Raw genomic sequence first — 24,475 nt, forward strand, 5'->3', positions numbered from 1 at the left:
TCGGGCCCTTTGCTCATGTGGCAGCGTAGCGCGGCGGGTGTTCAGCCGCCAGACTGGATCGACGCCATCGCCACTTCGTTCTGCACGATGCGGCGGATGCGCACCGCATCGCCGATGCGGGAGAGCTTGCCCTGCGAATCCAGCAGCACGATGGCCAGGTCGCGGCCGTTGATGCGGGCCAGCATGACCAGGCATTCGCCCGCTTCGTTGATGTAGCCGGTCTTGGACACCTTGATGTCCCAGTCGGGCTTGCGCACCAGCAGGTTGGTGTTGCGGAAGGTCTGCGTGCGGTTGTTGACCTCGACGTCGTACTCGGTATCGGTGGAGTAGCGGTGGATCAACGGGCGCTGGGAGGCGGCGCGCAGCAGTCGGGCCAGATCGTGCGGCGACGAGACGTTGTCGCTGGACAGGCCGGTGGGCTCGATGAAGCGGGTGCTGGTCATGCCCAGCGCCTGCGCCTTGGCGTTCATGGCGGCCACGAAGGCGGGCAGGCCGCCCGGATAGTGGCGGCCCAGCGCGTTGGCGGCGCGGTTTTCGGACGACATCAGCGCCAGGTGCAGCATGTCGCCGCGCGACAGCTTGGTGCCCACGCGCAGACGCGAGGTGGTGTGCTTGAGGCCGTCGACGTCTTCGTCGGTGATCTCCAGCATTTCGTTCATGGGCAGGTTGGCGTCGACCACGACGACCGCGGTCATCAGCTTCGAGATCGAAGCGATGGGGCGCACCACGTTTTCGTTCTTGGCGAAGATGACCGTGGACGTTTCCAGATCCTGCACATAGGCGGTAGTGGAACGCAGGGCGGCGGCTTCGGCGCGCACCGAGGAGGCGGGCGGCGGCATGGCGGCCGAACCGACCGCGGCAGCAGCGGCGGCACGTTGCGCGCGCGACGGCTTGTTCGGCTTGCCGCTCTTGCCGGCGGCCGCGCCCTTCTTGGGCGGCGTGCCCTTGGCGGCGACCTGCTTGCCGCCCTTGGGGGCGGCTGCTTTCTTGCCGGAGGAGGATTTGGGGGGAGTTTTCGCGGAGGAGGCGGCTTGTTTGCCCGAGGCGCTCTTGCCGGAGCTGGCCTTGGGGGCCGGAGCCTTCTTCGCTTGTTGCGCCTTGCAGGCCGATGACTTGGCGTTGGTCTTGCAAGGGTCCGTATTCTTCGCGGCTTGCGCGGCGGGGGGCAGGAGCGCGCACACCGCCAGCGCCACAGGCGCTATCGCGTTCGCAATCGCACGTTTCCAGGGAAATGCCATGGTTTGAGCTGGCTTGTCAGTCTGTCAGTAAATGTTTCTTAAGCCGGCGTTTCGTCGGGCCAGAAAAAGTCCAGATGAATTAGAGGCTTACGCGTCGAATTTAAACAGCAATTTCAAGTTGTGCGCAAGGCGATTTGCTATCATCGTCCAAAAAAATAATGGTGACGTATTGACGCAGCTTCAATTCGTCACAAGACAAGTTCGAGAAGCTAACGGCAGGCCGCGCGTGAGCGTAGCCCGGATTAACCCTCATCTGGCTGAACGCGCGAGGTTTTTGTCCATGGGCAGATCAGGACAAGACGTGCTCACAAAGGGCAAGGCTTCGGGCGGATAGGGGGGGCTGGGAAGGAAGGCGTCGGAACCGACGCCAGAGATGGCCTCGCCGGGTGGAATCGAACCACCAATTGACCCTTAGGAGGGGCCGGTTATATCCATTTAACTACGGCGAGACTATTGCTGATCAGGCGGCAAGGCCGGTCGAGTGACCGCGTTTGCTTGCTAAGGCCTTGATATCGCTACGAATCTTTCGGCCCTGAGTTTATCACTGGGGGCACGGGCTTCGGCGCAGGACGCAAGTCTATCAGCAGGCGGCGCAAGCCCCAAATCCGCTGTCCGCAACCCGGCCCGCCGGACCCGGCGCTCAACGGGGCTATTGCCGGAGCGCGGAGGCTATTTGTATATGATGTCCGGGTCCTGCGCTGCGCGCCGGACCGTCCCGTGGAGGGGGCGGCGAACCAAAACAACGAAAAACGGGTTTCATGTCTAACCAAACCGATACGAATTTCACCCGTACCCTGATCGTGGGCACGCTGGTGGTGCTGCTCGCGATGGGGGTGCGCGCCACCTTCGGGCTTTTCATGCAGCCGATGGGGCTGGCGCAGGGCTGGGGACGCGAAGTGTTCTCCATGGCCTTCGCGCTGCAGAACCTGGTGTGGGGCGTGGCCTGTATCTTCATGGGCATCCTGGCCGACCGCTACGGTTCGGGCCGCACCATCGCCCTGGGCGCGGTGCTGTACATGCTGGGCATGATAGGTACGCGCTTCGCCACCGATGAAGCCACGCTCTATCTGACCGCCGGCGTGCTGGTCGGGCTGGGACAGGCCGGCACGACCTTTCCGGTGATCCTGCCCGTGGTGGCGCGCGCGGTGCCGCCCGCCTACCGCAGCACGGCGATGGGCATCGCCAGCGCTGGCGGCTCCCTGGGACAGTTCGCCGTGGTGCCCACGGGACAGGTGCTGATCAGCGGCCTGGACTGGCCGGGCGCATTGTGGGTGCTGTCGCTGTTCGTCGCTTGCGGCGCGCCCCTGGCGTATTTCCTGCGCGGTCGTCCGCAAGCCCACACCGGGCCGCAGCAGTCGCTGGCCTCGGCGGTCAAGCAGGCGGTGCGCCACCCCTCGTTCCATTTCCTGTTCTGGAGCTATTTCGTCTGCGGCTTCCACACCGCTTTCATCACGCTGCACCTGCCCGCCTACGTCACGGACGGCGGCCTGAGCGCGGGGCAGGGCGCGACCGCCATTGCGCTGATCGGCCTGTTCAACGTGCTGGGTTCGTTCTATGCCGGCAAGCTGGGCGGCAAGTACAGCAAGAAGCGGCTCCTCGCCGTGGTGTACGGCATGCGCGCCTTCGGCATCCTGCTGTTGCTCTGGATGCCGCTGTCGCCTTGGGTGCTGTACGCCTTCGCCGCGTGGATGGGCTTGTTCTGGCTGGGGACCGTGCCGCTCACGCAGGGGCTGATCGGCCAGATCTACGGCCTGCGCTATGCGGCCACGCTGTCCGGCATCGTCTTCCTGGGACACCAGCTGGGCAGTTTCATCGGCGTGTGGCTGGGTGGATATGCCTACGCCAAGACCGGCAACTACGATGCCGTCTGGTGGCTGGGCGTGGCGCTGGCCATTATCGCGGCGCTGCTGTGCCTGCCGGTGCGCGAGCAGCCGGTTGCCCAGCCGGCCACGGCCTGAGACGTCCATGAACCCTGCGACTCGCTCCGCATCCGCCGCCCGCCGCCATCGCGGTTGGCGCGCGGCTGGCGCGTTGGCCCTGGTTGCCGTCCTGGGCCTGGCGTTCTGGGGCTACACCACGCCGGAAATGCAGATCCACTGGGAAAACCTGGCCGCGCTCTGCGGCTTCTAGGGACTTTTTCCGCTCGGCCTCGCGGTATCCTACGGCGGTATTTCTTCCCTCATCGCGCGCCGCCCGCGGGCGGGCGCCACGGATGCTCATGCAGGACTCATCGCCCTCCTATCCCGATCTATCGCTGCCGGACATCGGCGGCATGCCTGCCGCCGATACGCTGGTGCTGACGGTGAACAACCGCCTGTCGCGCCGGCTCACGCTGGAGCTGGCGGGCCTGCTGCGCCAGGAACGCCAGGTCAGCGAATTGCCGCGCATATTGCCGCTGTCCGCCTGGCTGGCCGATGCCGCCAATGAACTCGCGTTCGAGACGGATGGCGATGTGCCTGCCTATCGGCTGGACAGTTTCGCCACGCAGCTGGTGTGGACCGAGGCGATCCGCGCTGAAGAAGCCGAGCGCGTGCTGCTGGATGCGAGCCAGGCCGCGCGTTTGTCGATGGACGCGGACCTGCTGATGGACGAATGGCAACTGCATGTGCCTTCGGGCGCGGATACCGACGAATATCGCGGCTTTGCGAAATGGCGGGTGCGTTACCGTCAGGCGCTGGCCGGCATCGACGCCGAGGACGCCAACCAGGGCTACGCGCGCGTGCTGCGGGCGCTGGAGGACGGACGCCTGCCCGTGCCGCGCCAACTGGTGCTGGCCGGATTCACGGATATGTCGCCGCGCTTTCGTCGGCTCTTGCAGGCGTTTGAAGAGCAGGGCGCGGCCGTCGCGCAGTGGCGCGACGCGCAGCGCGTTGAAACGCCGGCGCGCAGATTCGAGGCTGCGGATCAAGGCGCGGAGTGGCGCGCCGCCGCGGCCTGGGCGGCCGAGCGCCTGAAGGCGCATCCGCAGGGCCGCTACGCCATCGTCTCGCCCCAGCTGGAGGCGGAGTCGCCTTTCGCGCGGCGGGTGTTGAGCCAGGCCCTGGCCGGGCGCGGCGGCGAAGCCGCGTACGCCTTCAACGTGGCCGTGGGACGTCCGTTGAACGAATGGCCGATGGCGCGCGCCGCGCTTGCCTGGTTGCGCGCCCTGGCCGAATGCGCGCCGGGCAAGGGCTGCGGCGTCGAGGTGCTGGGCGCGGCCCTGCTGGGCGGGCATTGCGCGGGCGACGTGCGCGACCGCGCTCGGCTGGCCTCGATCGACGCGCGCTGGCGTCGCCAAGCCCAGCTGCACGTCACTCCGCAGGATTGGCGCAAGCTGCTGGCGGACCTGCCCGCGTTGGCGCAGGCCTGGAATCAGGCCATGGAAATCTGGACGCAGGGCGGCCGCCAGGCCACTTGCGACGTGTGGATGTTGCGCATGAAGGCCGCGCTGATGGCGTTGGGCTTTCCCGGCGAAGGCGTGCTGGACAGCGTTGGCTATCAGGTGATGGGGGCGTTGGGCGATGCGCTGGGCAGTTTTTCGGCGCTGGCGCCGGCCGCCGGGCGCCTGGGCGGCGTGGCCGCCGTGAACCTGCTGGAAAGCGTGGCGCGTTCCGCCTCGTTTCAGCCGCAACGCGATCCGCAGGCGCGCCTGGACGTGCTGGGTTTGCTGGAAGCCGAGGGCGGCTATTGGGACGGCGTCTGGGTGTTGGGCTTGACCGACGACGTGTTGCCGGCCTCGCCCAAGCCCAATCCGCTGTTGCCGCTGGCCGTGTTGCGCCAGGCCAAGGCGCCGCGCGCCACGCCCGAGCGCGAACGCGAATGGGCCGAGGGCATGTACGCGGCGTTGTGCCGTTGCGCGCCCGAGATCATCGTCAGCCATGCGCACATGGACGGCGAGCGCGAGCTGCGTCCGTCGCCGCTGATCGCGGCGGCAGCGCTGACGGACTGGGCGCCCGCCTCGGCGCAAGCGCTGCCGGCCTTGCCGCAGGAATCGCTGGACGATGCGCAAGGACCCGCGTTGGCGGCCGGCAATCGCGGCGGCGGCGGCCTGGACGTGTTGGACACGCAGGCGCGCAATCCGCTGTGGGCCTTCGTGCGGCATCGCCTGGGCGGCCGCGAAATGGCGCCCTATGCGGATGCGGCCACGGTCAACGTGCGCGGCCAGTTTCTGCACAAGGCGCTGGAACTGGTGTGGGGCATGATGCCCGACCAGGACGCGCTGCACGAAATCATGGCCGAGGGCCGCCTGCCTGCCTTGCTGGAACAGGCGGTGGCGCAAGCCGCGGACGAGGAACTGAAGGATTACGCGCCCGCCTTGCGCACGCTGGAATGCCAGCGCGCCCAGGCCGTGCTGGCGTCCTGGCTGGGCATGGAAGCGCAGCGCCTGCCTTTCGCGGTGGCCCAGGTGGAAAAGAACCATCAATGGCAGCGCGGCGCGCTCAACCTGAAGCTGCGGCTGGACCGCATCGACACCCTCGGCGATGGCCGCAACGTCATCGTCGACTACAAGACCGGCGTGGCGGCGGCCAAGCCCGAACCGGACTGGTCGCGCAGCCGCCCCGTGAACGTGCAGCTGCCGTTCTATGCCTCGGTGCTGGCGGACGCCGCGGGCGGCGAAGTGGCGGGCCTGGTGCTGGCGCAGATCCATGCGCGGCAGGTCGCCGCGCAGGGCCTGGCCGACGAAGACCTGGGCGTGCCCGGCGTCACGCTGGCCAGCGACAGCAAGTACTTCGACGGGCTGTCCTGGCCGGATATCCGGCAGCGCTGGCGCACGGCCATCGAAGCGCTGGCCGACGAGTACGCCGCGGGCTACGCGGCCAACGTCGCGTATCGCCGCGATGACCTGAAATATTGCGATGCACTGCCGTTCCTGCGTTTGCATCTGGACGACGAGGACGCATGAGCCATGGCTGAACAAGAACGCTTGCCGCACGACCACATGGCGCGCGCCGACGCGCTGGATCCGATCCGTTCGTTCCTGGTGCAGGCGCCGGCTGGCTCCGGCAAGACCGAGCTGCTGACGGACCGCATCCTGGCGCTGCTGGCCACGGTGAACCGTCCGGAAGAAATCGTCGCCATCACCTTCACGCGCAAGGCCGCGTCCGAGATGCATGCGCGCGTGCTGAGCAAGCTGCGCCGCGGACTGGACGCGCCGCCGGAAGCCATGCACGAGCGCCGCAGCTGGCAACTTGCGCGCGCCGCGCTGGCGCGCAACGACGAGCAGGGCTGGCATCTGCTGGATCATCCCGCGCGGCTGGCCATCCGCACCATCGACTCGTTCTGCGCGGGTCTGGTGCGCAGCATGCCATGGCTGTCGGAGCTGGGCGGCATGCCCGAGATCACGGATGATGCGCGCACCCACTACGAGGCGGCGGCGCGCGCCACCCTGGACCTCGCCGACGACTATGAGGCCGTGCGCATCCTGCTCAAGCATTTGGACGTGGATGTGCAGGCTGCCAAGGAAGCCATCGCCGACATGCTGGGCCAACGCGACCAGTGGCTGCCGCTGCTGCGCCACGGCTCCGACCGCGAGGGCATGGAAGCCATGCTGGCCGAGGCCATCGGCGAAGACCTGGACGCGCTCAGCGAGGCCATGCCCTATGGCTGGGCCGACGCGCTGTGCGGCCCGGCGCGTCTGGCTGCCGCCAATCTGCAGGATGGAGAGGCGGAAAACAAGCTGCTGGCCTTGCTGGACTGGACGGAAGAGCCGCCGCCTGACGCCGAAGCGCTGGAACTCTGGCAAGCCGTGGCGCATCTGCTGCTGACAGGCACCGGCACCTTGCGCAAGACCGTCAACAAGAACCAGGGCTTTCCCGCCAAGTGCGCGCATAAGGAACCGTTCGTGGCGTGGCTGGAAGCCGCCGACCCGGATGCAGTCTGGGTGCGCCGCCTGCATGCGGTGCGGGACGTGCCCGCGCCGCATTTCACCGATGCGCAATGGGAAGTGCTGGGCGCGCAGCTGATGACGCTGGCGCTGGCGGTGGCGCAATTGCGGCTGCGCTTTGCCGATACGGGCGAGGTCGATTTCATCGAAATCGCGCAGCGCGCCGCGGCCGCGCTGGGCAGCGCCGACGATCCGGGCGAACTGCTGCTGAAGCTGGACGCCTCGATCCGCCATCTGCTCATCGACGAATTCCAGGACACCAGCCAGACCCAGCTGGACCTGCTACGCACGCTGACCTCGGGCTGGCAGCAGGGCGACGGCCGCAGCCTGTTCCTGGTGGGCGATCCGATGCAGTCCATCTACCGTTTCCGCAAGGCGGAAGTGGGTCTGTTCCTGGAAGTCGCCGACATCGGCGTGGGCGAACTGCAGCCGGACTTTCTCAACCTCACCGACAACTTCCGTTCGCAGGCGGGTATTGTCGAATGGGTCAACCAGTCGTTTGCGCAATTGCTGCCCCGGCGTAGCGACGCGGCGGCGGGCGCCATCGCCTACAGCCCGTCCACCGCTTTCCATGAAGCGCTGCCGGAACCCGCCGTGCGTTTTCACCCGGCCTGGTCGCGCGAGGGCGCGGCTTCCGCGGAAACCCAGGCCGAAGACATTGCGGTGGACCTCGTGCGCCAGGCGCTGATCGACCACAAGGGCGCCAAGCACCCCGTCGCCGTGCTGGTGCGCGCGCGCAGCCATCTGGGCAACCTGACCCGCCGCCTGGCGCAGGAAGGCATACGCTGCCGCGCAGTGGACCTGGTGCCGCTGGCCCTGCGGCCGGTGGTCGCGGACCTGGTGCAGCTGGTGCGGGCCTTGTCGCACGCCGGCGATCGTCTGGCCTGGCTGTCGGTGCTGCGCGCGCCGTACTGCGGCTTGACGCTGACCTCTTTGCAGCGCCTGTTCGGCGACGACCACATCACGCCGGTTCCGGTGCTGCTGGAACGCGCGTTGCGGATCCCGCCGCAGACCATGCCGGTGGCCTCGGCCAACGGGCCGCAGGGCTCATTGTTCGATGCGGCGCCCGAAGCGCCGGACACGCCGTCGGCGCAGAGCGTGCTTGGCGCCGACGAGTTCGAGCGCTTGCGTCAGGTGGCGGGCATCCTGCTCGACAAGCGCAATGCCTCGGGCGCCATGCCTTTCGCGGCCTGGGTGGAGTCGTTGTGGCGCCGCCTGGGCGGCCCGGCTCTGTATGCCGGCCTCTCTGTCGCCAACGACGCGGAAAGCCTGTTCCAACTGGTCGAGCGCCTGGCGCCGCACGGCGCCATCGACGTCGCGGCGCTGGACACCGGCATCGCGCGCTTGTTCGCGGCGCCGGACGCGGCGGACGAAGACACGGGCGCGGTCGAAATCATGACCATGCACAAGTCCAAGGGCCTGCAGTTCGAAACCGTCATCCTGTACGGCCTGCACCGCGCGCCGCGCGGCGACCAGGCGCCGCTGGTGCGCTTTGAGCAGAGCGGCGGCCGCGTGCTGTTCGGCCCGGTCAAGCCGCGCGCCGAAACCGAGGCCGACCCTCTGTCGCGCTACCTGGGCGCGCGCGAGGCGCGCCGCGCCTCCTACGAAATCGACCGCCTGCTGTACGTGGCCGCGACGCGGGCGCGCAAGCGCCTGCACCTCGTGGGCCACGTGTCGGTGGACGAAGCCAGCGGCCAGGTCAAGACGCCGTCCTCCGCCAGCCTGCTGGGCCGCTTGTGGCCTTGCCTGGCCATACCGACGCCGCCATCGTTGGATGGCGCAGCGGTAGTGCAGGAGGCCGACGGCCCCGAGTGGCAAGGCGAACCCTTGCGGCGCGTGGACCGCGCCGGCCTGGCTCAACTGGCGCGGGTGGCGGACGTAGCGGTCAGCCCCGGCTTCGGCGCCGTGGCGCGCGGCGCCTGGGGCGATGGCGGCGAACATCCCGCCTGGCAATTGGAGGCCGGCTACGACGCCGCCATCGGCACCTTGTCGCATGCCTGGCTGGCGCGCATCGGCCAGGACGGCGTGCAGGCCTGGTCCGCCGACGCGCTGGCCGAACGCCTGCCCGCCATGCGGCGCCAGCTGACGCGGGCAGGCATCCCGGCCAGTCAGGCCGACGCCGCCTCCGGAGCCGTGCTCGAAACCCTGCAAGCCACCCTCGCCGACGAGCGCGGCTTGTGGCTGCTGTCCCAATCCGGCGCCCGCCGCGAATGGCCCCTGATCGACGCCGCCGGCAAGGTATCCGTCATCGACCTGGCCCTCAGCACCGAGGACGGCTGGCTCATCGTCGACTACAAAACCGGCCGCCCGCATCCCGGCGAACCCCCCACCGCCTTCGCCGCCCGCATGCGCCAACGCCACGGCGACCAACTGCTGCGCTACTGCGCCCAAGTCACCGCCCTGGACGGCCGCACCGCCCGCGCCGCCCTCTACTTCCCAAGAGCACGCGCCTGGATCGACCTGAAGGAATAGCTGAAGGGAAGTCGACAGAGGCAACACAACCGGGTAGTTCAGGGTGGGCATCAAGCAAGCAAAGCGCCGCGCAACAACCCCAGCAAGGCAAAGCGAAGCGAGCCAAAAGGACCAGCGAAGCGACGTCCCAACCCCCTCCCCCTCGGGGGGAGGGCTGGGGAGGGGGCCCACATACTGCCCCCTGGGGCCCGCCGGCCGAGATGCTAGCAAGCAAGCGAAGCGCAGCTCTGCTAGAATCTCGGCTGGCGGGCCCCTCCGCATGGTTCGGCGGTGAACCTGGTCAGGTCGGGAACGAAGCAGCCATAGTCGTTTAGGGTCAGTGCCGGAGTAAGGCTCGCCAACCGGATTCTTCAAAGCAACGCGTCATGACTATCCATGATGTCGTCGCTTTCAAGGGGGACGGGGTTATTTTCCAAGGATACGTTCCACGGGAATAAGCCCGTCCCCTTTGCGTTTCAGGCCGCGCGGAGCATGGATGCCATGCGCCGCGCCGAACCCCGGCAGCTGGACCGGCCATTTCGGGCCAGCTTGCGAAACAGGCTCTACAATCCACCCATGACTTATCTGGTACTGGCCCGCAAGTGGCGGCCGAGATCGTTCGATACCCTCGTGGGACAGGATCACGTGGTGCGCGCGCTGACGCATGCGCTCGACACCCAACGCCTGCATCACGCCTGGCTGTTCACGGGAACCCGCGGCGTCGGCAAGACCACGCTGTCGCGCATCCTGGCGAAGTCGCTCAACTGCGAAACCGGCATCACCTCCAAGCCTTGCGGCGTCTGTCGCGCCTGCACGGAGATCGATGCCGGACGTTTCGTCGACTACCTCGAACTGGATGCGGCTTCGAACCGCGGCGTCGAGGAAATGACGCAGCTGCTGGAACAGGCGGTGTACGCGCCGGGAGCGGGGCGCTTCAAGGTCTACATGATCGACGAAGTCCACATGCTGACCGGGCATGCGTTCAACGCCATGCTCAAGACGCTGGAAGAGCCGCCGCCGCACGTCAAATTCATCCTCGCGACCACCGACCCGCAGAAGATTCCGGTGACGGTGCTGTCGCGCTGCCTGCAGTTCAATCTGAAGCAGATGCCGGCCGACTCCATCGTCGGCCACCTGCAGGCCGTGCTCGGCCAGGAAGCGGTGGGCTTCGACGTGCCGGCCCTGCGGCTGATCGGGCAGGCGGCCGCGGGTTCCATGCGCGACGCGCTGTCACTGACCGACCAGGCCATCGCCTACAGCGCCGGCAACCTGACCGAGGACGCCGTGCGCGGCATGCTCGGCACCATCGACCAGCGGCATCTGGTGCGCCTGCTGGATGCGCTGTCCGCCGGCGACGCCAAGGGCGTGCTGGCGGTGGCGGATGAACTGGCCATCCGCGGCCTGTCCTATGCCGGCGCCTTGGCCGACCTGGCCGTGCTGCTGTCGCGCGTGGCCATCGAGCAGCGCGTGCGCGGCGTGACGCCCGCCGAGGATCCGCTGGCCGGCGATATCGCCCGGCTGGCGCTGGCCCTGCACCCGGACGCCGTGCAACTGTTCTATTCCGTGGCGGTGCACAGCCGCAGCGAACTGACCCTGGCGCCCGACGAATACGCGGGTTTCATCATGGCCTGCCTGCGCATGCTGGCGCTCAATGGCGACGCCGGCCCGCAGACCGCGCTCGAAGCGCCCGCCGCGCCTGCCCGTCAGACGGCCGATGCGGCCGCAGCGCCGGCGGCAGTCGCCGCGCCTGCGCCCGCCGCGGCGCAGCCCCAGCCCGCCCCCGCAGCCGTTCAGATGGCTGCCGCAGCCGCACCGGTTGCTGCGCCCGCCGCGCAGCTCGCCCCCGCCGCCGCGATGCCCGCGCCGCCCGTGGCCGCGCAGGCATCCGAGCCGGTCGAACCGGCCGCGCCTGCAGCCGTCGCGCAGGCGTCCGAACCGGCTCCGGCCGCTGCGGAACCCGAACCGGTTGCGCCGGAACAAGCTCCGCAAGCCGCTCAGCCAGGCAGCGTGCCGCCTTGGGAAGACCTGCCGGCCGCTGCACCGGCCGTGTCTGAAGCCGAAGCAGGCAAGACCGCCGGCTCGGCTGCGCTGGCCGTCACGCCTGCCACCGCCGCAGCCATCGCGCCCGCGCCGCAAGCCGATGACGGCGACGGCCCGCCCGCCTGGGTCGACGAAGAAATCCCGTTCGAAGCCGAAGGCGGCTTCGCACCGGACAACGGTTTTACGTCGGACCCCGACGACGATGATTTCGAAACCCTGGCCAGCGCGCCTTCGGCCGCGCCGCCCCCCGCGGCCCGCCGCGAAGGTCCGGCGCCCGCGCGCAAGCGGCAGTCGTCGCGCGCCCGCCTGACGGACATGACGTCGGAAACCTGGCCCGAGCTGGCCGCCCGCCTGCCGGTCACCGGCCTGGCGGCGGAACTGGCGCGCCAGAGCGCATGGGCCGGCGTGCAGGGCGATGCCGTCATCCTGCGCGTGGCCGTCAAGACGCTGGCCGAAAGCGAAAGCCGCGTCCGTCTGCAGACGGTGTTGTGCGAACATTTCGGCCAGGGCATACGGCTGGACGTCGAGGTCGGCGTGACGGGCGAGGCGACGGCGCATGCCGTGGCCCAGGCCGAACGCGCCGCCCGCCAGCAGGCCGCCGAAGAGGCGGTCGCGGTCGACCCGTTCGTACAGGCGCTCGTCGCCGATTTCGGCGGCCAGGTCGTCGCCGGCTCGATCCGTCACGTCGATTCCCCGGCCGCCGCTGCCTGAAGCGTCGGCCATCTCTCATTCCCCTCGTTCAAGGAAGCATCGATCATGATGAAAGGACAACTGGCCGGCCTGATGCGCCAGGCGCAGCAAATGCAGGAAAACATGAAGAAGGCGCAGGACGCGCTGGCCGACATCCAGGTCGAAGGCGCCTCCGGCGGCGGCCTGGTCAAGGTCACCATGACCTGCCGCCACGACGTCAAGCGCGTGGCCATCGATCCGTCGCTGCTGGGCGACGACAAGGACATGCTGGAAGACCTGGTCGCCGCCGCGTTCAACGACGCGCTGCGCAAGGCCGAAGCCACCTCGCAGGAAAAGATGGCCTCGGTCACCGCCGGCATGCCGCTGCCCCCGGGCATGAAGCTGCCGTTCTGAACGCAGCCCCAAGGCCGCAATGGACCCGCTACTGCCTGAACCCGAGCCGCTCGTCTCGCTGATCGAGGCGCTGCGGCGCCTGCCCGGCGTGGGCGTGCGCTCTGCCCGGCGCATGGCCTATCACCTGCTGCAGCATGACCCGCAAGGCGCGGACATGCTGGGGCAGGCGTTGGCGGGTGCCGTGCGGGACCTGAAGCATTGCGCCCGCTGCAACAGCTTCTCGGAAGAGGAAGTCTGCGGCACCTGCGTCAATCCCAAGCGCGATCCCTCGCTGCTGTGCATCGTCGAGACGCCGGCCGATCAGAACATGATCGAGTCCAGCCACGGCTATCGCGGCCTGTATTACGTGCTGATGGGCCGCGTCGCGCCGCTCGAAGGGATCGGTCCGCGCGAGCTGGATTTCGAGCGGGTGATCAAGCGCGCGACCGACGGCGTGGTGCAGGAGGTCATCCTGGCCACCAACTTCACCGCCGAAGGCGAAACCACCGCCCACTTCCTGGGCGAAGCGCTGGGCGAGCGCGGCCTGCGGGTCACGCGGCTGGCGCGCGGCGTGCCCGCCGGCAGCGAGCTGGAATACGTCGACGCCGGCACCATCGCCTGGGCCCTGATGGAGCGCAAGACCACCTGATTCCGCAGTAGTACCAGAACGCCTTGCCGGCAATGTATCGGCAACGGCAAAACAGTGAGGTAGACAAACCATGTTAGCGCTGACCGGACTGAAGGTCCTGGAACTCGGCACGCTCATTGCCGGCCCGTTCGCCGCGCGCATCTTCGGCGAATTCGGCGCCGACGTCATCAAGGTGGAAACGCCCCACGGGCCTGACGGCACGGGCGGCGGCGACCCCATCCGCAGCTGGCGCCATCTGCGCGAGGGCAACTCTCTCTGGTGGACGGTGCAGGCCCGCAACAAGCAATCCATCGCTCTCAACCTGAAAGATCCGCGCGCACGCGACATCGCCCGCAAGCTGGCGCTGGACGCCGACGTGGTGGTCGAGAACTACCGGCCTGGCGTGCTGGAAAAGTGGGGGCTGGGCTACGAGCAGCTGCGCGCGATCAATCCCGCGCTCATCATGGTGCGCCTGTCCGGCTATGGGCAGACCGGGCCCATGAAGGACCAGCCGGGCTTTGGCGCCATCGGCGAATCCATGGGCGGGCTGCGTTACGTGTCGGGCCATCCCGACCGGCCGCCCCTGCGCGTGGGCATCTCCATCGGCGATTCGATCGCCGCGCTGCACGGCGTGATCGGCGCGATGATGGCGCTGCGGCACCGCGACGCCACCGGCGGGCGCTGGAACGGCAAGCAGGGCGCGGAGTGCCAGGCGGGGCAGGGCCAGATGGTGGACGTGGCGCTGTACGAGGCCGTGTTCAACATGATGGAAAGCCTGGTGCCCGAGTACGACGTGGCCGGCGTGGTGCGCGAGCGCACCGGCGGCGCGCTGCCCGGCATCGTGCCTTCGAATACCTACACCACCCGCGATGGGCAGAACATCGTCATCGCCGGCAACGGCGACGCGATTTTCCATCGGTTGATGCGCGCCATCGGCCGCGACGACCTGGCCACGGATCCGGGACTGGTGCGCAACGACGGCCGCGCCAAACGCGTCGACGAGATCGACGGCGCCATCCAGCAATGGTGCGGCGCGCGCGGCATCGAAGAGGCGCTGGGCGCACTGAAGGACGCGGACGTGCCGGTGGGCAAGATCTACAGCGTGGCCGACATGTTCAGCGATCCGCAGTTCCTGGCGCGCCGCATGATAGAGCAGCACCGCTTCCCGGACGGCACGCCGGTCAAGCTGCCGGCCGTCGTGCCCAAGCTGTCGGAGACGCCTGGCGAGACGCGCTGGGTGGGCCCTGTATTAGGGGAACATACCGAGGAAGTCCTGAAATCGCTGGGGTATGATTCAGCGGCTATAGAAGAGCTGGCAAAGACCGGCGCTATCGGTCTGCCCGACAACTAGGAGACAAGCACATGTCAGTCACTCGCCGTGATCTGCTCAAGATGGCCGGCGCCGCCGGCGTCATGGGCATGGCGCCCGCCATCGTGCGCGCGCAGAAGCTGGAGAAGACCAAGGTCCAGATCGCAGTCGGCGGCAAGCCGCTGATCTACTATCTCCCCCTGTCCATCGCGGAAGCCCGCGGCTACTTCAAGGACGAAGGGCTGGACGTCAGCATCGCCGACTTCGCGGGTGGCTCCAAGGCCTTGCAGGCCGTGGTGGGCGGCAGCGCCGACATCGTGTCGGGCGCGTTCGAGCACACCTTGTCCATGCAGTCCAAGGGCCAGGCCTATCGCGCCTTCGTGCTGCAGGGCCGCGCGCCGATGATAGGCGTGGGCGTGTCCAAGAAGAACCTGCCCAACTACAAGAGCGCCGCCGACCTGAAGGGCAAGAAGATCGGCGTGACCGCGCCGGGTTCGTCCACCAACATGGTGGTCAGCTTCTTCCTGGCCAAGCACGGCCTGAAGGCCTCGGACGTGTCCATCATCGGCGTAGGCGCCGGCGCGGGCGCCGTGACCGCGCTGCGCAGCGGCCAGATCGACGCCATCTCCAACACCGACCCCGTGGTGTCGATGCTGGAAATGCCGGGCGACATCCAGATCATCGTCGACACCCGCACGCTCAAGGACACCAAGGAAATCTTCGGCGGCAACATGCCGGCGGGCTGCCTGTATGCCCCGCAAGCCTTCCTCGATGCCAACCCCAACACCACCCAGGCCCTGGCCAACGCGCTGGTGCGCGCCGACAAGTGGATCCAGAAGGCTGGCGCCGACGAAATCGCCAAGGTCGTGCCGGAAACCTATCTGCTGGGCGATCCGGCCGTCTACAAGGCCGCCATCGCCAAGAGCCTGGAAGGCCTGTCGCCGGACGGCCTGATCCCCGAGGATGGCGCGGCCACCGCGCTCAAGGCGCTGGCCGCCTACCAGGCGGACTTCGATGGTTCCAAGATCGACCCGTCCAAGGTCTGGACCAACGACTACGCGCGCCGCGCCAACGAGAAGTACCCCAATGGCTGAAGCTGCGCTGTCGCTGGAAAGCATCAGCTGCACCTTTGTCTCCCGCGACGACCGCTCGCAGCGCTACACCGCCGTCAGCGACACGACCCTGGCCATCGCGCCAGGGGAGTTCGTGTCGGTGGTGGGCCCGACCGGATGCGGCAAGTCCACCCTGCTCAACGTCAGCGCCGGCCTGTTGGCGCCGTCCTCGGGCAGCGTGAAGGTGTTCGGACAGCCGCTATCCGGCATCAATGAGCGCGCCGGCTACATGTTCCAGGGCGAGGCCTTGCTGCCCTGGCGCAGCGCGCTGGACAACGTGGTGGCGGGCCTGGACTTTGCCGGCGTGCCTCGGCAGCAGGCGCTGGAGCGCGGCCGCGAATGGATGCGCCGCGTGGGCCTGGGCGGCTTCGAAAGCCGCTATCCGCACCAGATGTCGGGCGGCATGCGCAAGCGCACGATGCTGGCGCAGACGCTGATCCGCGATCCCGACATCATCCTGATGGACGAGCCGTTCTCGGCGCTGGATATCCAGACGCGCCAGCTCATGGAGAACGAGGTCCTGGACCTGTGGATGGCCAAGCGCAAGGCCGTGCTCTTCATTACGCACGACCTGGACGAGGCCATCGCCATGAGTGATCGCGTGGTGGTGCTGTCGGCAGGGCCCGGCACGCATCCCATCGGTGAATTCGCCATCGACCTGCCGCGTCCGCGCGACGTGGCCGAAGTGCGCACGCATCCGCGCTTCGTCGAATTGCACTCCGCCATCTGGGGAGTGTTGCGCGAAGAAGTCCTAAAGGGCTACGCCCAACAGAAGCGAGCCTAAAGATGAGGCCCACCCCCGAAGCGCCTTTGGCGCTTCCCCCTCAAGGGGGCGCCGCAGGCGGACCGGCGAAGCCGGATCCGCGGCGGCCGGGCTTGGCGTATGCCTGCTGTCTAAGCAGAACGAGGCGTGCAAGCGCCCTGGAGTGGTGAGATGTCGAAGTCTTTGATCAAACCCGGTTCGGCCAGCCTGCGCTTCTGGCAGTTGCTGCTGCTCGTCATCATTCTGCTCGTTTGGCACTTCGCGTCGCGCGATCCCAAGGTGGCCTTCTTCTTCGGCGAACCCTTGAAGGTGTGGGGCCGCATCTGGGCCTGGTTCGTCACCAATGCGGACATCTATACCCACCTCGGCGTGACGCTGACCGAGACCGTGCTGGCGTTTTTCATCGGCACCATCGCCGGCCTGGCCTTCGGCCTGTGGCTGGGCCTGTCGCCCGGCGCAAGCGCGATCCTCGATCCCTACATCAAAGCCGCCAACTCGATGCCGCGCGTCATCCTGGCGCCCATCTTCGGCATGTGGTTCGGCCTGGGCATCTGGTCCAAGGTGGCGCTGGCCGTGACGCTGGTGTTCTTCATCGTGTTCTTCAACGTCTACCAGGGCGTGCGCGAAGTCAGTCCCACCTTGCTGGACAACGCCAGGATGCTGGGCGCTCGCCGCCGCCAGCTGTTGCGTCACGTGTACCTGCCGTCTGCCACCAGCTGGGTGTTCTCCAGCCTGCATACCTCGGTGGGCCTGGCCTTCGTGGGCGCGGTGGTGGGCGAGTATCTGGGCTCTGCCAGCGGCGTGGGCTATCTGATCCTGCAGGCCGAAGGCACGTTCGACGTCAACACCGTGTTCGCGGGCATCATCGTGCTCACGGCTTTTGCGCTGGTGCTGGACGCCATCGTCGGCGTGGGCGAAAAGCGGCTGATGAAATGGCAGCCCAGGTCCGGCGAAACCGAAAAGATCTGACCGGAGTTTTCCATGGCCCGTCTCCCCTACGCCGACCTGACCCATCCCGAAGCCAAGCCCCTGGTCGACCGCATCGTCGCCGAACGCGGCAGCGTCCTGCACCTGTACCAGATGCTGCTGCACAGTCCCGCGGTGGCGGGCGGTTGGCTCAATTACCTGACCTCGATCCGCCAGCTCAGCACCTTGCCGGGGGATCTGCGCGAGCTGGTCATCATGCGCGTGGCGGCCATCAACGGCGCGCCCTACGAGGCTGACCAGCACGCGCCAATCGCGCTGAAAGAAGGCGTTTCGCAGGCGCAGCTGGACGCGCTGAATGATTGGGAGGCGTCAGACCTGTTCGATGAGCGCGAAAGGGCGGTGCTGGCCTATACCGACGCCATGACGCGCCAGGTGCAGGTGCCGGAACCCGTGTTCCAGGCGGCGAAGGCGGCGATGGGTTCCGAAAAACTCATCGTGGAGCTGACCGCGACGGTGGCGGCCTACAACATGGTGTCGCGCTTCCTGGAAGCGCTGCAGGTGCACTCTCACGATCATCGTTGAGGCAGGCGCGCGGCTGCGGGCCGCGCATTCCCTTGCCTGCGCGGGCGCCGCGGCGCCCGCCCTGATCAGGCGCGTTGCGCCTCGATCAACGTATCCAGCTTGACCGCGTCCGCCACGAACAGGCGGATGCCCTCCGACAGCTTCTCGCTGGCCATCGCGTCCTCGTTGAGCAGGGTGCGGAAGGTGACTTCGTCCGCGCCGATGCGGGCGAGGTTGGCGGGCACGTCGTCGGCGCGCAATTGCGCGGGCGCGTCGCCCTCGGTGCCGGCCAGCTTGGTCAGCAGCTCGGGGCTGATGGTCAGCAGGTCGCAGCCCGACAGCGCCAGGATCTGGCCCACGTTGCGGAAGCTCGCGCCCATGATTTCGGTGGAGATGTCGAAGTGCTTGTAGTACTGGTAGATCCGCGTGACGGACAGCACGCCGGGGTCGCGCGCGCCGGCATTGTCGGCCTCGACCCAGCTGGCGCCGGCGGACTTCTTGTGCCAGTCGTAGATGCGGCCGACGAAAGGCGAGATCAGCTGCACGCGGGCATCGGCGCAGGCCACGGCCTGCGGCAGCGAGAACAGCAGGGTCAGGTTGCAGCGCACGCCTTCCGATTGCAGGGCGCGGGCGGCCTGGATGCCTTCCCAGGTCGAGGCGATCTTGATCAGCACGCGCTCGCGCGGTACGCCCGCGGCTTCGTACAGGGCGATCAGGCTGCGGGCGCGCTCGATGGTGGCGCGGGTGTCAAAGGACAGGCGGGCATCCACTTCGGTCGATACGCGGCCGGGCACGATGTCCAGGATGGCGCGGCCGAAGGCCACCAACAGGCGGTCCATCAGTTCGGCGGTGGGCGCGCCGCGGTGTTCGCGCGCGGTCTTTTCCAGCAGGGGGCGGTAGGCGTCCTGCTGGACGGCCTTGAGAATCAGGGACGGGTTTGTGGTGGCGTCGGTCGGACGCAACGCCTTCATCGCTTCGAAATCCCCCGTGTCGGCGACGACGGTGGTGTGGTTGCGCAGGGCGTCAAGTTGGCTGGACATGGACGGTACGGCTCGCTGCAGGCTAGGGTTGAAGGTGTCCTAGCGTATCACTGAGGCCGCAGGCGCGCTGCCGGCCGGACGGTGGAGGGGGGCGGCGGGACGCGGAAAAACAGCCCAAAACCCCGTTTCCGGCCTTATTTGGCGCGGTTCCCCGAGAAAAACGGCCGCTCAAGGTATAATCCGAAGGTTTGATTATCGATTCTAAAACCGGGGTTTACTGTGCTGCCGCAACTCTTTCCCGAGGGGATCAACCGCTTCCCTCCTGCAATTCTGGCTCTGGCGGACGGTACCATTTTTCGAGGCGTGTCGATCGGTGCGCCTGGGCATACCGTTGCCGAAGTGGTGTTCAACACCGCGATGACCGGGTACCAGGAAATTCTCACCGATCCCAGCTATAGCGGCCAGATCGTCACGCTGACCTATCCGCACATCGGCAATACCGGCGTCAACGCCGAAGACGTGGAAGCCAAGCGCGTCTTTGCCGCCGGCCTGGTGGTCCGTGACTGTCCCGCCCGCGTGTCGAACTTCCGTTCCACGCAATCGTTGCCTGAGTACCTCTCCGAGCAAGGCGTCGTCGCCATTTCCGGCATCGACACCCGCAAGCTCACCCGCATCCTGCGTGAAAAGGGCGCCCAGGGCGCCTGCATCTTCGTCGGCACCGACGCCGAGCGCGCCGTCGAACTGGCCCGCGGCTTTGCCGGCATGGCCGGCCAGGACCTGGCCAAGGTGGTGTCGCTCAAGGATCGCGCCGAATGGACCGAAGGCACCTGGCAGCTGGGCGAGGGCTTCTCCAAGCCCGACCAGTCCAAGTTCCACGTCGTGGCCTACGACTTCGGCATCAAGACCAACATCCTGCGCCTGCTGGCCGACCGCGGCTGCCGCCTGACGGTGGTGCCGGCCCAGACCAGCGCCGAGGAAGTCCTCAAGCTCAACCCCGACGGCGTGTTCCTGTCCAACGGCCCCGGCGACCCCGAGCCCTGCGACTACGCCATCGAGGCCACGCGCGCCTTCCTGGACAAGAAGCTGCCGGTGTTCGGCATCTGCCTGGGCCACCAGATCATGGGCCTGGCGCTGGGCGGCAAGACGCTCAAGATGAAGACCGGCCACCATGGCGCCAACCACCCCGTGCAGGACCTCCAGTCCAAGCGCGTGTTCATCACCAGCCAGAACCACGGTTTCGCGGTCGACGCGGCCAGCCTGCCGGCCAACGCGCGCGTGACGCACGTCTCGCTGTTCGACGGCACGCTGCAGGGCTTCGAGCTCACCGACCGCCCGGCCTTCTGCTTCCAGGGTCACCCCGAAGCCAGCCCGGGTCCGCACGACATCCTTGAACTGTTCGACAAGTTCATCGCCCTGATGTCCGGCCAAAAGTAAAGATTGCATCATGCCCAAGCGTACAGACCTAAAAAGCATACTCATCATCGGCGCCGGCCCCATCATCATCGGGCAGGCCTGCGAATTCGACTATTCCGGCGCACAGGCGTGCAAGGCGCTCAAGGCCGAGGGCTACCGCACCATCCTGGTGAACAGCAACCCGGCCACGATCATGACGGACCCGGAAACGGCCGACGTCACCTACATCGAGCCCATCACCTGGCAAGCCGTCGAAAAGATCATCGAGCGTGAAAAGCCCGATGCGCTGCTACCCACCATGGGCGGCCAGACCGCGCTGAACTGCGCCCTGGACCTGGCCCACCACGGCGTGCTGAAGAAGCACAACGTCGAACTGATCGGCGCCAACGAGCACGCCATCGAAAAGGCCGAGGACCGCCAGAAGTTCAAGCAGGCCATGACCGACATCGGCCTGGAATCGGCCAAGTCGGGCGTCGCCCACAGCATGGACGAAGCCTGGGAAGTGCAGCGCCGCATCGCGGCCGAAGTCGGCACCTCCGGCTTCCCCGCCGTGATCCGCCCCAGCTTCACCATGGGCGGTTCGGGCGGCGGCATCGCCTACAACGCCGAAGAATTCGAAACCATCTGCCGCCGCGGCCTGGAAGCTTCGCCCACCAGCGAACTGCTGATCGAAGAGTCGCTGCTGGGCTGGAAGGAATTCGAGATGGAAGTGGTCCGCGACAAGGCGGACAACTGCATCATCGTCTGCTCCATCGAAAACCTGGACCCGATGGGCGTGCACACGGGCGACTCGATCACCGTGGCGCCGGCCCAGACGCTGACCGACAAGGAATACCAGATCATGCGTAATGCATCGATCGCGGTGTTGCGCGAGATCGGCGTGGATACGGGCGGTTCGAACGTGCAGTTCGCCGTCAATCCCAAGAACGGCCGCATGATCGTCATCGAGATGAACCCGCGCGTGTCGCGTTCGTCGGCGCTGGCGTCCAAGGCCACCGGCTTCCCCATCGCCAAGGTCGCCGCGCGCCTGGCCGTGGGCTACACGCTGGACGAGCTCAAGAACGAAATCACCGGCGGCGCCACGCCTGCCTCGTTCGAACCCTCGATCGACTACGTGGTCACCAAGGTGCCGCGTTTCGCCTTCGAGAAATTCCCCACCGCCGACGCGCGCCTGACCACCCAGATGAAGTCGGTGGGCGAAGTCATGGCCATCGGCCGCACCTTCCAGGAATCCTTCCAGAAGGCGCTGCGCGGCCTGGAAGTGGGCGTGGACGGCCTGAACCAGAAGACCACCGACCGCGAAAAGCTGCAGGTCGAACTGGGCGAGCCCGGTCCGGAACGCATCTGGTACGTGGGCGATGCCTTCGCGCAGGGCTTCACGCTGGACGAAGTGCACAACATCACGCACATTGACCCGTGGTTCCTGTCGCAGATCAAGGAAATCGTCGACATCGAACTGGCGCTGGAACAGAAGACGCTGGCCGACCTGGATTACGCCACGCTGTGGGAACTCAAGCGCCGCGGTTTCTCCGACCGCCGCCTGGCCTTCCTGCTGGATTCCTCGGAATCCGAGGTACGCAAGCTGCGTCACCAGCTGAACGTGCGCCCGGTCTACAAGCGCGTCGACACCTGCGCCGCCGAATTCGCCACCCGCACGGCCTACATGTACTCGACCTACGAGGAAGAGTGCGAAGCCGCGCCCACCGACCGCAAGAAGATCGTGGTGCTGGGCGGCGGTCCGAACCGCATCGGCCAGGGCATTGAATTCGACTACTGCTGCGTGCATGCCGCGCTGGCGCTGCGCGACGACGGGTACGAGACCATCATGGTCAACTGCAACCCGGAAACCGTGTCCACCGACTACGACACCTCGGACCGCCTGTACTTCGAGCCGCTGACGCTCGAAGACGTGCTCGAGATCGTCCACAAGGAAAACCCGGTCGGCATGATCGTCCAGTACGGCGGCCAGACCCCGCTGAAGCTGGCGCGCGCCCTGGAAGCCAACGGCGTGCCCATCATCGGCACCAGCCCCGAATCCATCGACGTGGCCGAAGACCGCGAGCGCTTCCAGAAGCTGCTCAACAAGCTCGGCCTGCGCCAGCCGCCCAACCGCACCGCGCGCACCGAAGGCGAGGCCCTGGCCCACGCCGCCGAAATCGGCTATCCCCTGGTCGTTCGCCCCAGCTACGTGCTGGGCGGCCGCGCCATGGAAATCGTGCACGAGCAGCAGGACCTCGAGCGCTACATGCGCGAGGCCGTGAAGGTCAGCAATGACTCGCCCGTGCTGCTGGACCGCTTCCTGAACAACGCGACCGAAGTGGACGTGGACTGCTTGGCCGACGGCGAAACCGTCTTCATCGGCGGCGTCATGGAACACATCGAGCAGGCCGGCGTGCACTCGGGCGACTCGGCTTGCAGCCTGCCGCCGTACTCGCTGTCGGCGGAAGTCATCGCCGAGATCAAGCGCCAGACCACCATGATGGCCAAGGCGCTGAACGTCAGCGGCCTGATGAACGTGCAGTTCGCCATCCAGGGCGGCGATGTCTACGTGCTGGAAGTGAACCCGCGCGCCTCGCGCACGGTGCCCTACGTTTCCAAGGCCACCGGCCTGCAACTGGCCAAGATCGCCGCGCGCGCCATGGCCGGCCAGACCCTGGCCGCGCAAGGCATCACCAAGGAAGTCGTGCCGCCTTACTTCTCGGTCAAGGAAGCCGTGTTCCCGTTCGTGAAGTTCCCGGGCGTGGACACCATCCTGGGCCCGGAAATGAAGTCGACCGGTGAAGTGATGGGCGTGGGCACGAGCTTCGGCGAAGCCTTCGTCAAGTCGCAGCTGGCCGCCGGCGTGCGCCTGCCGGAATCCGGCACGGTGTTCATCAGCGTCAAGAACCAGGACAAGCCCCTGGCGGTGGAAGTGGCGCGCGGCCTGCACGCGCTCGGCTTCAAGCTGGTCGCCACGCGCGGCACGGCCGCCGAGATCGAAGCCGCCGGCATCCCGGTGCAGCTGGTGAACAAGGTCACCGAAGGCCGTCCGCATATCGTCGACATGGTGAAGAACGGCGAGATCTCGCTGGTCATCAACACCGTCGAAGAGCGCCGCAACGCCATCGCGGACTCGCGCACCATCCGCACCCAGGCGCTGGCCGCCCGCGTGACCTTCTTCACGACCATCGCCGGCGCCCGCGCCGCGGTCGAAGGCATGCAATACCTGCGCCAAGGCCTGGGCCTGCAGGTCTATCCGCTGCAGGATCTGCACGCTTCCTTGCAAGCCTAAGCCGGCAAGCGACACAATAGGGCACGCGAAAGCGTGCCCTATTTTTTTGCAACGCGATTCCGCAACGTCACCACAGGCAACAGGCACACATGGAAAGAGTCTTCATCACCGGCGCCAGCAGCGGCCTGGGACGCGCCCTGGCGCAGCAATACGCGTCCACGGGCGCCACGCTGGGCCTGCTGGGCCGGCGCGAAGACGCGCTACGCGAGCTGGCCGGCAGCCTGCCCGGCGAGCACCGCTGCTATGCGGTGGACGTACGCGACCGCCAGGCGCTGCATGCCGCGGCCCTGGATTTCATCGGGTTCTGCCAGGGGCGGGTGGACGTGGTCATCGCCAGCGCCGGCATCAGCGCCGGCACCCTGACCGAGCACGGCGAGGACTACGACGTCTTCAAGGCCATCGTCGACACCAATTTGCTGGCCACCGTGGCGACCTTCGAACCCTTCATCGCATCCATGCGCCAGGCTGGGTCGGGCCGGCTGGTGGGCATCGCCAGCGTGGCGGGAGTCAGGGGCCTGCCAGGCGCGGGCGCCTACAGCGCGTCGAAATCCGCGGTGGTGACTTATTGCGAAAGCCTGCGGCTGGAACTGGCCGCCGAAGGCATAGACGTGGTGACGATCGCGCCCGGCTATATCAAGACGGCGATGACGGCCCACAATCCGTATTCCATGCCTTTCCTGATGGAAGCGGACGCCTTCGCCCGCCGCGCGCGCAGCGCGATCGGGCGGGGCGCGTCCTATGTGGTGATTCCGTGGCAGATGGGCATCGTGGCCAAGCTGATGCGCCTGTTGCCCAACGCCGTCTACGACAGGCTGGCGCGCAACGCGCCGCGCAAGCCGCGCCGCGCGCGCTAAGCG

Annotated in this window: 17 protein-coding genes, 1 tRNA gene and 1 other RNA gene; 16 read left to right on the forward strand and 3 right to left on the reverse strand. The window is 67.4% G+C overall.

From position 1 onward, the window contains the following. Positions 1 to 41: 41 nt before the first annotated feature. Together pbpG and IAG39_RS07270 are read right to left on the reverse strand one after the other, a co-directional pair. Positions 42 to 1,238: a D-alanyl-D-alanine endopeptidase gene (pbpG, locus tag IAG39_RS07265; protein ID WP_059380181.1), complete on the reverse strand. Its 1,197-nt coding sequence runs from the start codon at positions 1,236 to 1,238 to the stop codon at positions 42 to 44. A 374-nt stretch (positions 1,239 to 1,612) separates the two neighbouring features. After that, a tRNA-Arg gene (locus tag IAG39_RS07270) sits at positions 1,613 to 1,687 on the reverse strand. 309 nt (positions 1,688 to 1,996) lie between these two features. Here IAG39_RS07270 and IAG39_RS07275 point away from each other — a divergent pair. From IAG39_RS07275 to IAG39_RS07335, 13 genes are all read left to right on the forward strand, one after another. Further along, a complete protein-coding gene (locus IAG39_RS07275) occupies positions 1,997 to 3,196 on the forward strand; it encodes an MFS transporter (RefSeq protein ID WP_059380180.1) in 1,200 nt (399 codons plus the stop codon). Between the two features lie 7 nt (positions 3,197 to 3,203). Continuing rightward, a complete protein-coding gene (locus IAG39_RS07280; RefSeq protein WP_165867845.1) occupies positions 3,204 to 3,368 on the forward strand; it encodes a hypothetical protein in 165 nt (54 codons plus the stop codon). A gap of 88 nt (positions 3,369 to 3,456) precedes the next feature. Beyond that, the gene (locus IAG39_RS07285) at positions 3,457 to 6,120 is read left to right on the forward strand and encodes a PD-(D/E)XK nuclease family protein (protein ID WP_118932764.1); all 2,664 of its coding nucleotides are present in this window, start codon (positions 3,457 to 3,459) and stop codon (positions 6,118 to 6,120) included. Positions 6,121 to 6,123: 3 nt separating this feature from the next. Next, positions 6,124 to 9,573: a UvrD-helicase domain-containing protein gene (locus IAG39_RS07290; RefSeq protein WP_118932763.1), complete on the forward strand. Its 3,450-nt coding sequence runs from the start codon at positions 6,124 to 6,126 to the stop codon at positions 9,571 to 9,573. A 244-nt stretch (positions 9,574 to 9,817) separates the two neighbouring features. After that, positions 9,818 to 9,915: signal recognition particle sRNA small type (ffs, locus tag IAG39_RS07295), an RNA gene on the forward strand. A 213-nt stretch (positions 9,916 to 10,128) separates the two neighbouring features. Next, positions 10,129 to 12,303 (forward strand): DNA polymerase III subunit gamma/tau, encoded by a 2,175-nt coding sequence (locus IAG39_RS07300; RefSeq protein WP_059380177.1) that lies wholly within the window; start codon positions 10,129 to 10,131, stop codon positions 12,301 to 12,303. Positions 12,304 to 12,348: 45 nt separating this feature from the next. Beyond that, complete coding sequence (locus IAG39_RS07305) at positions 12,349 to 12,675, forward strand: YbaB/EbfC family nucleoid-associated protein (protein WP_013395612.1); 327 nt, start codon at positions 12,349 to 12,351, stop codon at positions 12,673 to 12,675. A 19-nt stretch (positions 12,676 to 12,694) separates the two neighbouring features. Further along, positions 12,695 to 13,303 (forward strand): recombination mediator RecR, encoded by a 609-nt coding sequence (recR, locus tag IAG39_RS07310; RefSeq protein ID WP_059380176.1) that lies wholly within the window; start codon positions 12,695 to 12,697, stop codon positions 13,301 to 13,303. Between the two features lie 70 nt (positions 13,304 to 13,373). Next, positions 13,374 to 14,633: a CaiB/BaiF CoA transferase family protein gene (locus tag IAG39_RS07315; RefSeq protein WP_118932919.1), complete on the forward strand. Its 1,260-nt coding sequence runs from the start codon at positions 13,374 to 13,376 to the stop codon at positions 14,631 to 14,633. Positions 14,634 to 14,644: 11 nt separating this feature from the next. Further along, positions 14,645 to 15,685, forward strand: a complete 1,041-nt coding sequence (locus tag IAG39_RS07320; protein ID WP_054451384.1) for an ABC transporter substrate-binding protein — start codon at positions 14,645 to 14,647, stop codon at positions 15,683 to 15,685. Continuing rightward, complete coding sequence (locus IAG39_RS07325) at positions 15,678 to 16,487, forward strand: ABC transporter ATP-binding protein (protein ID WP_059380174.1); 810 nt, start codon at positions 15,678 to 15,680, stop codon at positions 16,485 to 16,487. Before IAG39_RS07320 ends, IAG39_RS07325 begins: the two co-directional genes overlap by 8 nt. Positions 16,488 to 16,637: 150 nt before the next feature. Continuing rightward, positions 16,638 to 17,435: an ABC transporter permease gene (locus IAG39_RS07330; RefSeq protein WP_118932918.1), complete on the forward strand. Its 798-nt coding sequence runs from the start codon at positions 16,638 to 16,640 to the stop codon at positions 17,433 to 17,435. Positions 17,436 to 17,447: 12 nt separating this feature from the next. Further along, positions 17,448 to 17,975 carry a carboxymuconolactone decarboxylase family protein gene (locus tag IAG39_RS07335; protein WP_054451379.1) on the forward strand — a complete coding sequence of 176 codons (528 nt, stop codon included), beginning with the start codon at positions 17,448 to 17,450 and terminating at the stop codon, positions 17,973 to 17,975. A gap of 65 nt (positions 17,976 to 18,040) precedes the next feature. Here the strand turns inward: IAG39_RS07335 and tal are convergent, their stop codons facing one another. Further along, entirely contained in the window at positions 18,041 to 18,994 is a 954-nt protein-coding gene (gene tal, locus IAG39_RS07340) for a transaldolase (RefSeq protein ID WP_118932917.1), read from the reverse strand. 219 nt (positions 18,995 to 19,213) lie between these two features. Here tal and carA point away from each other — a divergent pair, with 219 nt between their 5' ends. The 3 genes from carA to IAG39_RS07355 all read left to right on the forward strand — a co-directional run bounded on the left by carA (position 19,214) and on the right by IAG39_RS07355 (position 24,472). Next, positions 19,214 to 20,368, forward strand: coding sequence for a glutamine-hydrolyzing carbamoyl-phosphate synthase small subunit (gene carA / locus IAG39_RS07345; RefSeq protein ID WP_059380170.1), 1,155 nt, complete (start codon positions 19,214 to 19,216; stop codon positions 20,366 to 20,368). Positions 20,369 to 20,378: 10 nt separating this feature from the next. Next, positions 20,379 to 23,618, forward strand: coding sequence for a carbamoyl-phosphate synthase large subunit (gene carB, locus IAG39_RS07350; RefSeq protein ID WP_118932916.1), 3,240 nt, complete (start codon positions 20,379 to 20,381; stop codon positions 23,616 to 23,618). An 89-nt stretch (positions 23,619 to 23,707) separates the two neighbouring features. Further along, positions 23,708 to 24,472 (forward strand): SDR family oxidoreductase, encoded by a 765-nt coding sequence (locus IAG39_RS07355; RefSeq protein ID WP_059380168.1) that lies wholly within the window; start codon positions 23,708 to 23,710, stop codon positions 24,470 to 24,472. Positions 24,473 to 24,475: the final 3 nt, after the last annotated feature.

This window comes from Achromobacter xylosoxidans (assembly GCF_014490035.1).
Taxonomy (GTDB): domain Bacteria; phylum Pseudomonadota; class Gammaproteobacteria; order Burkholderiales; family Burkholderiaceae_B; genus Achromobacter; species Achromobacter bronchisepticus_A.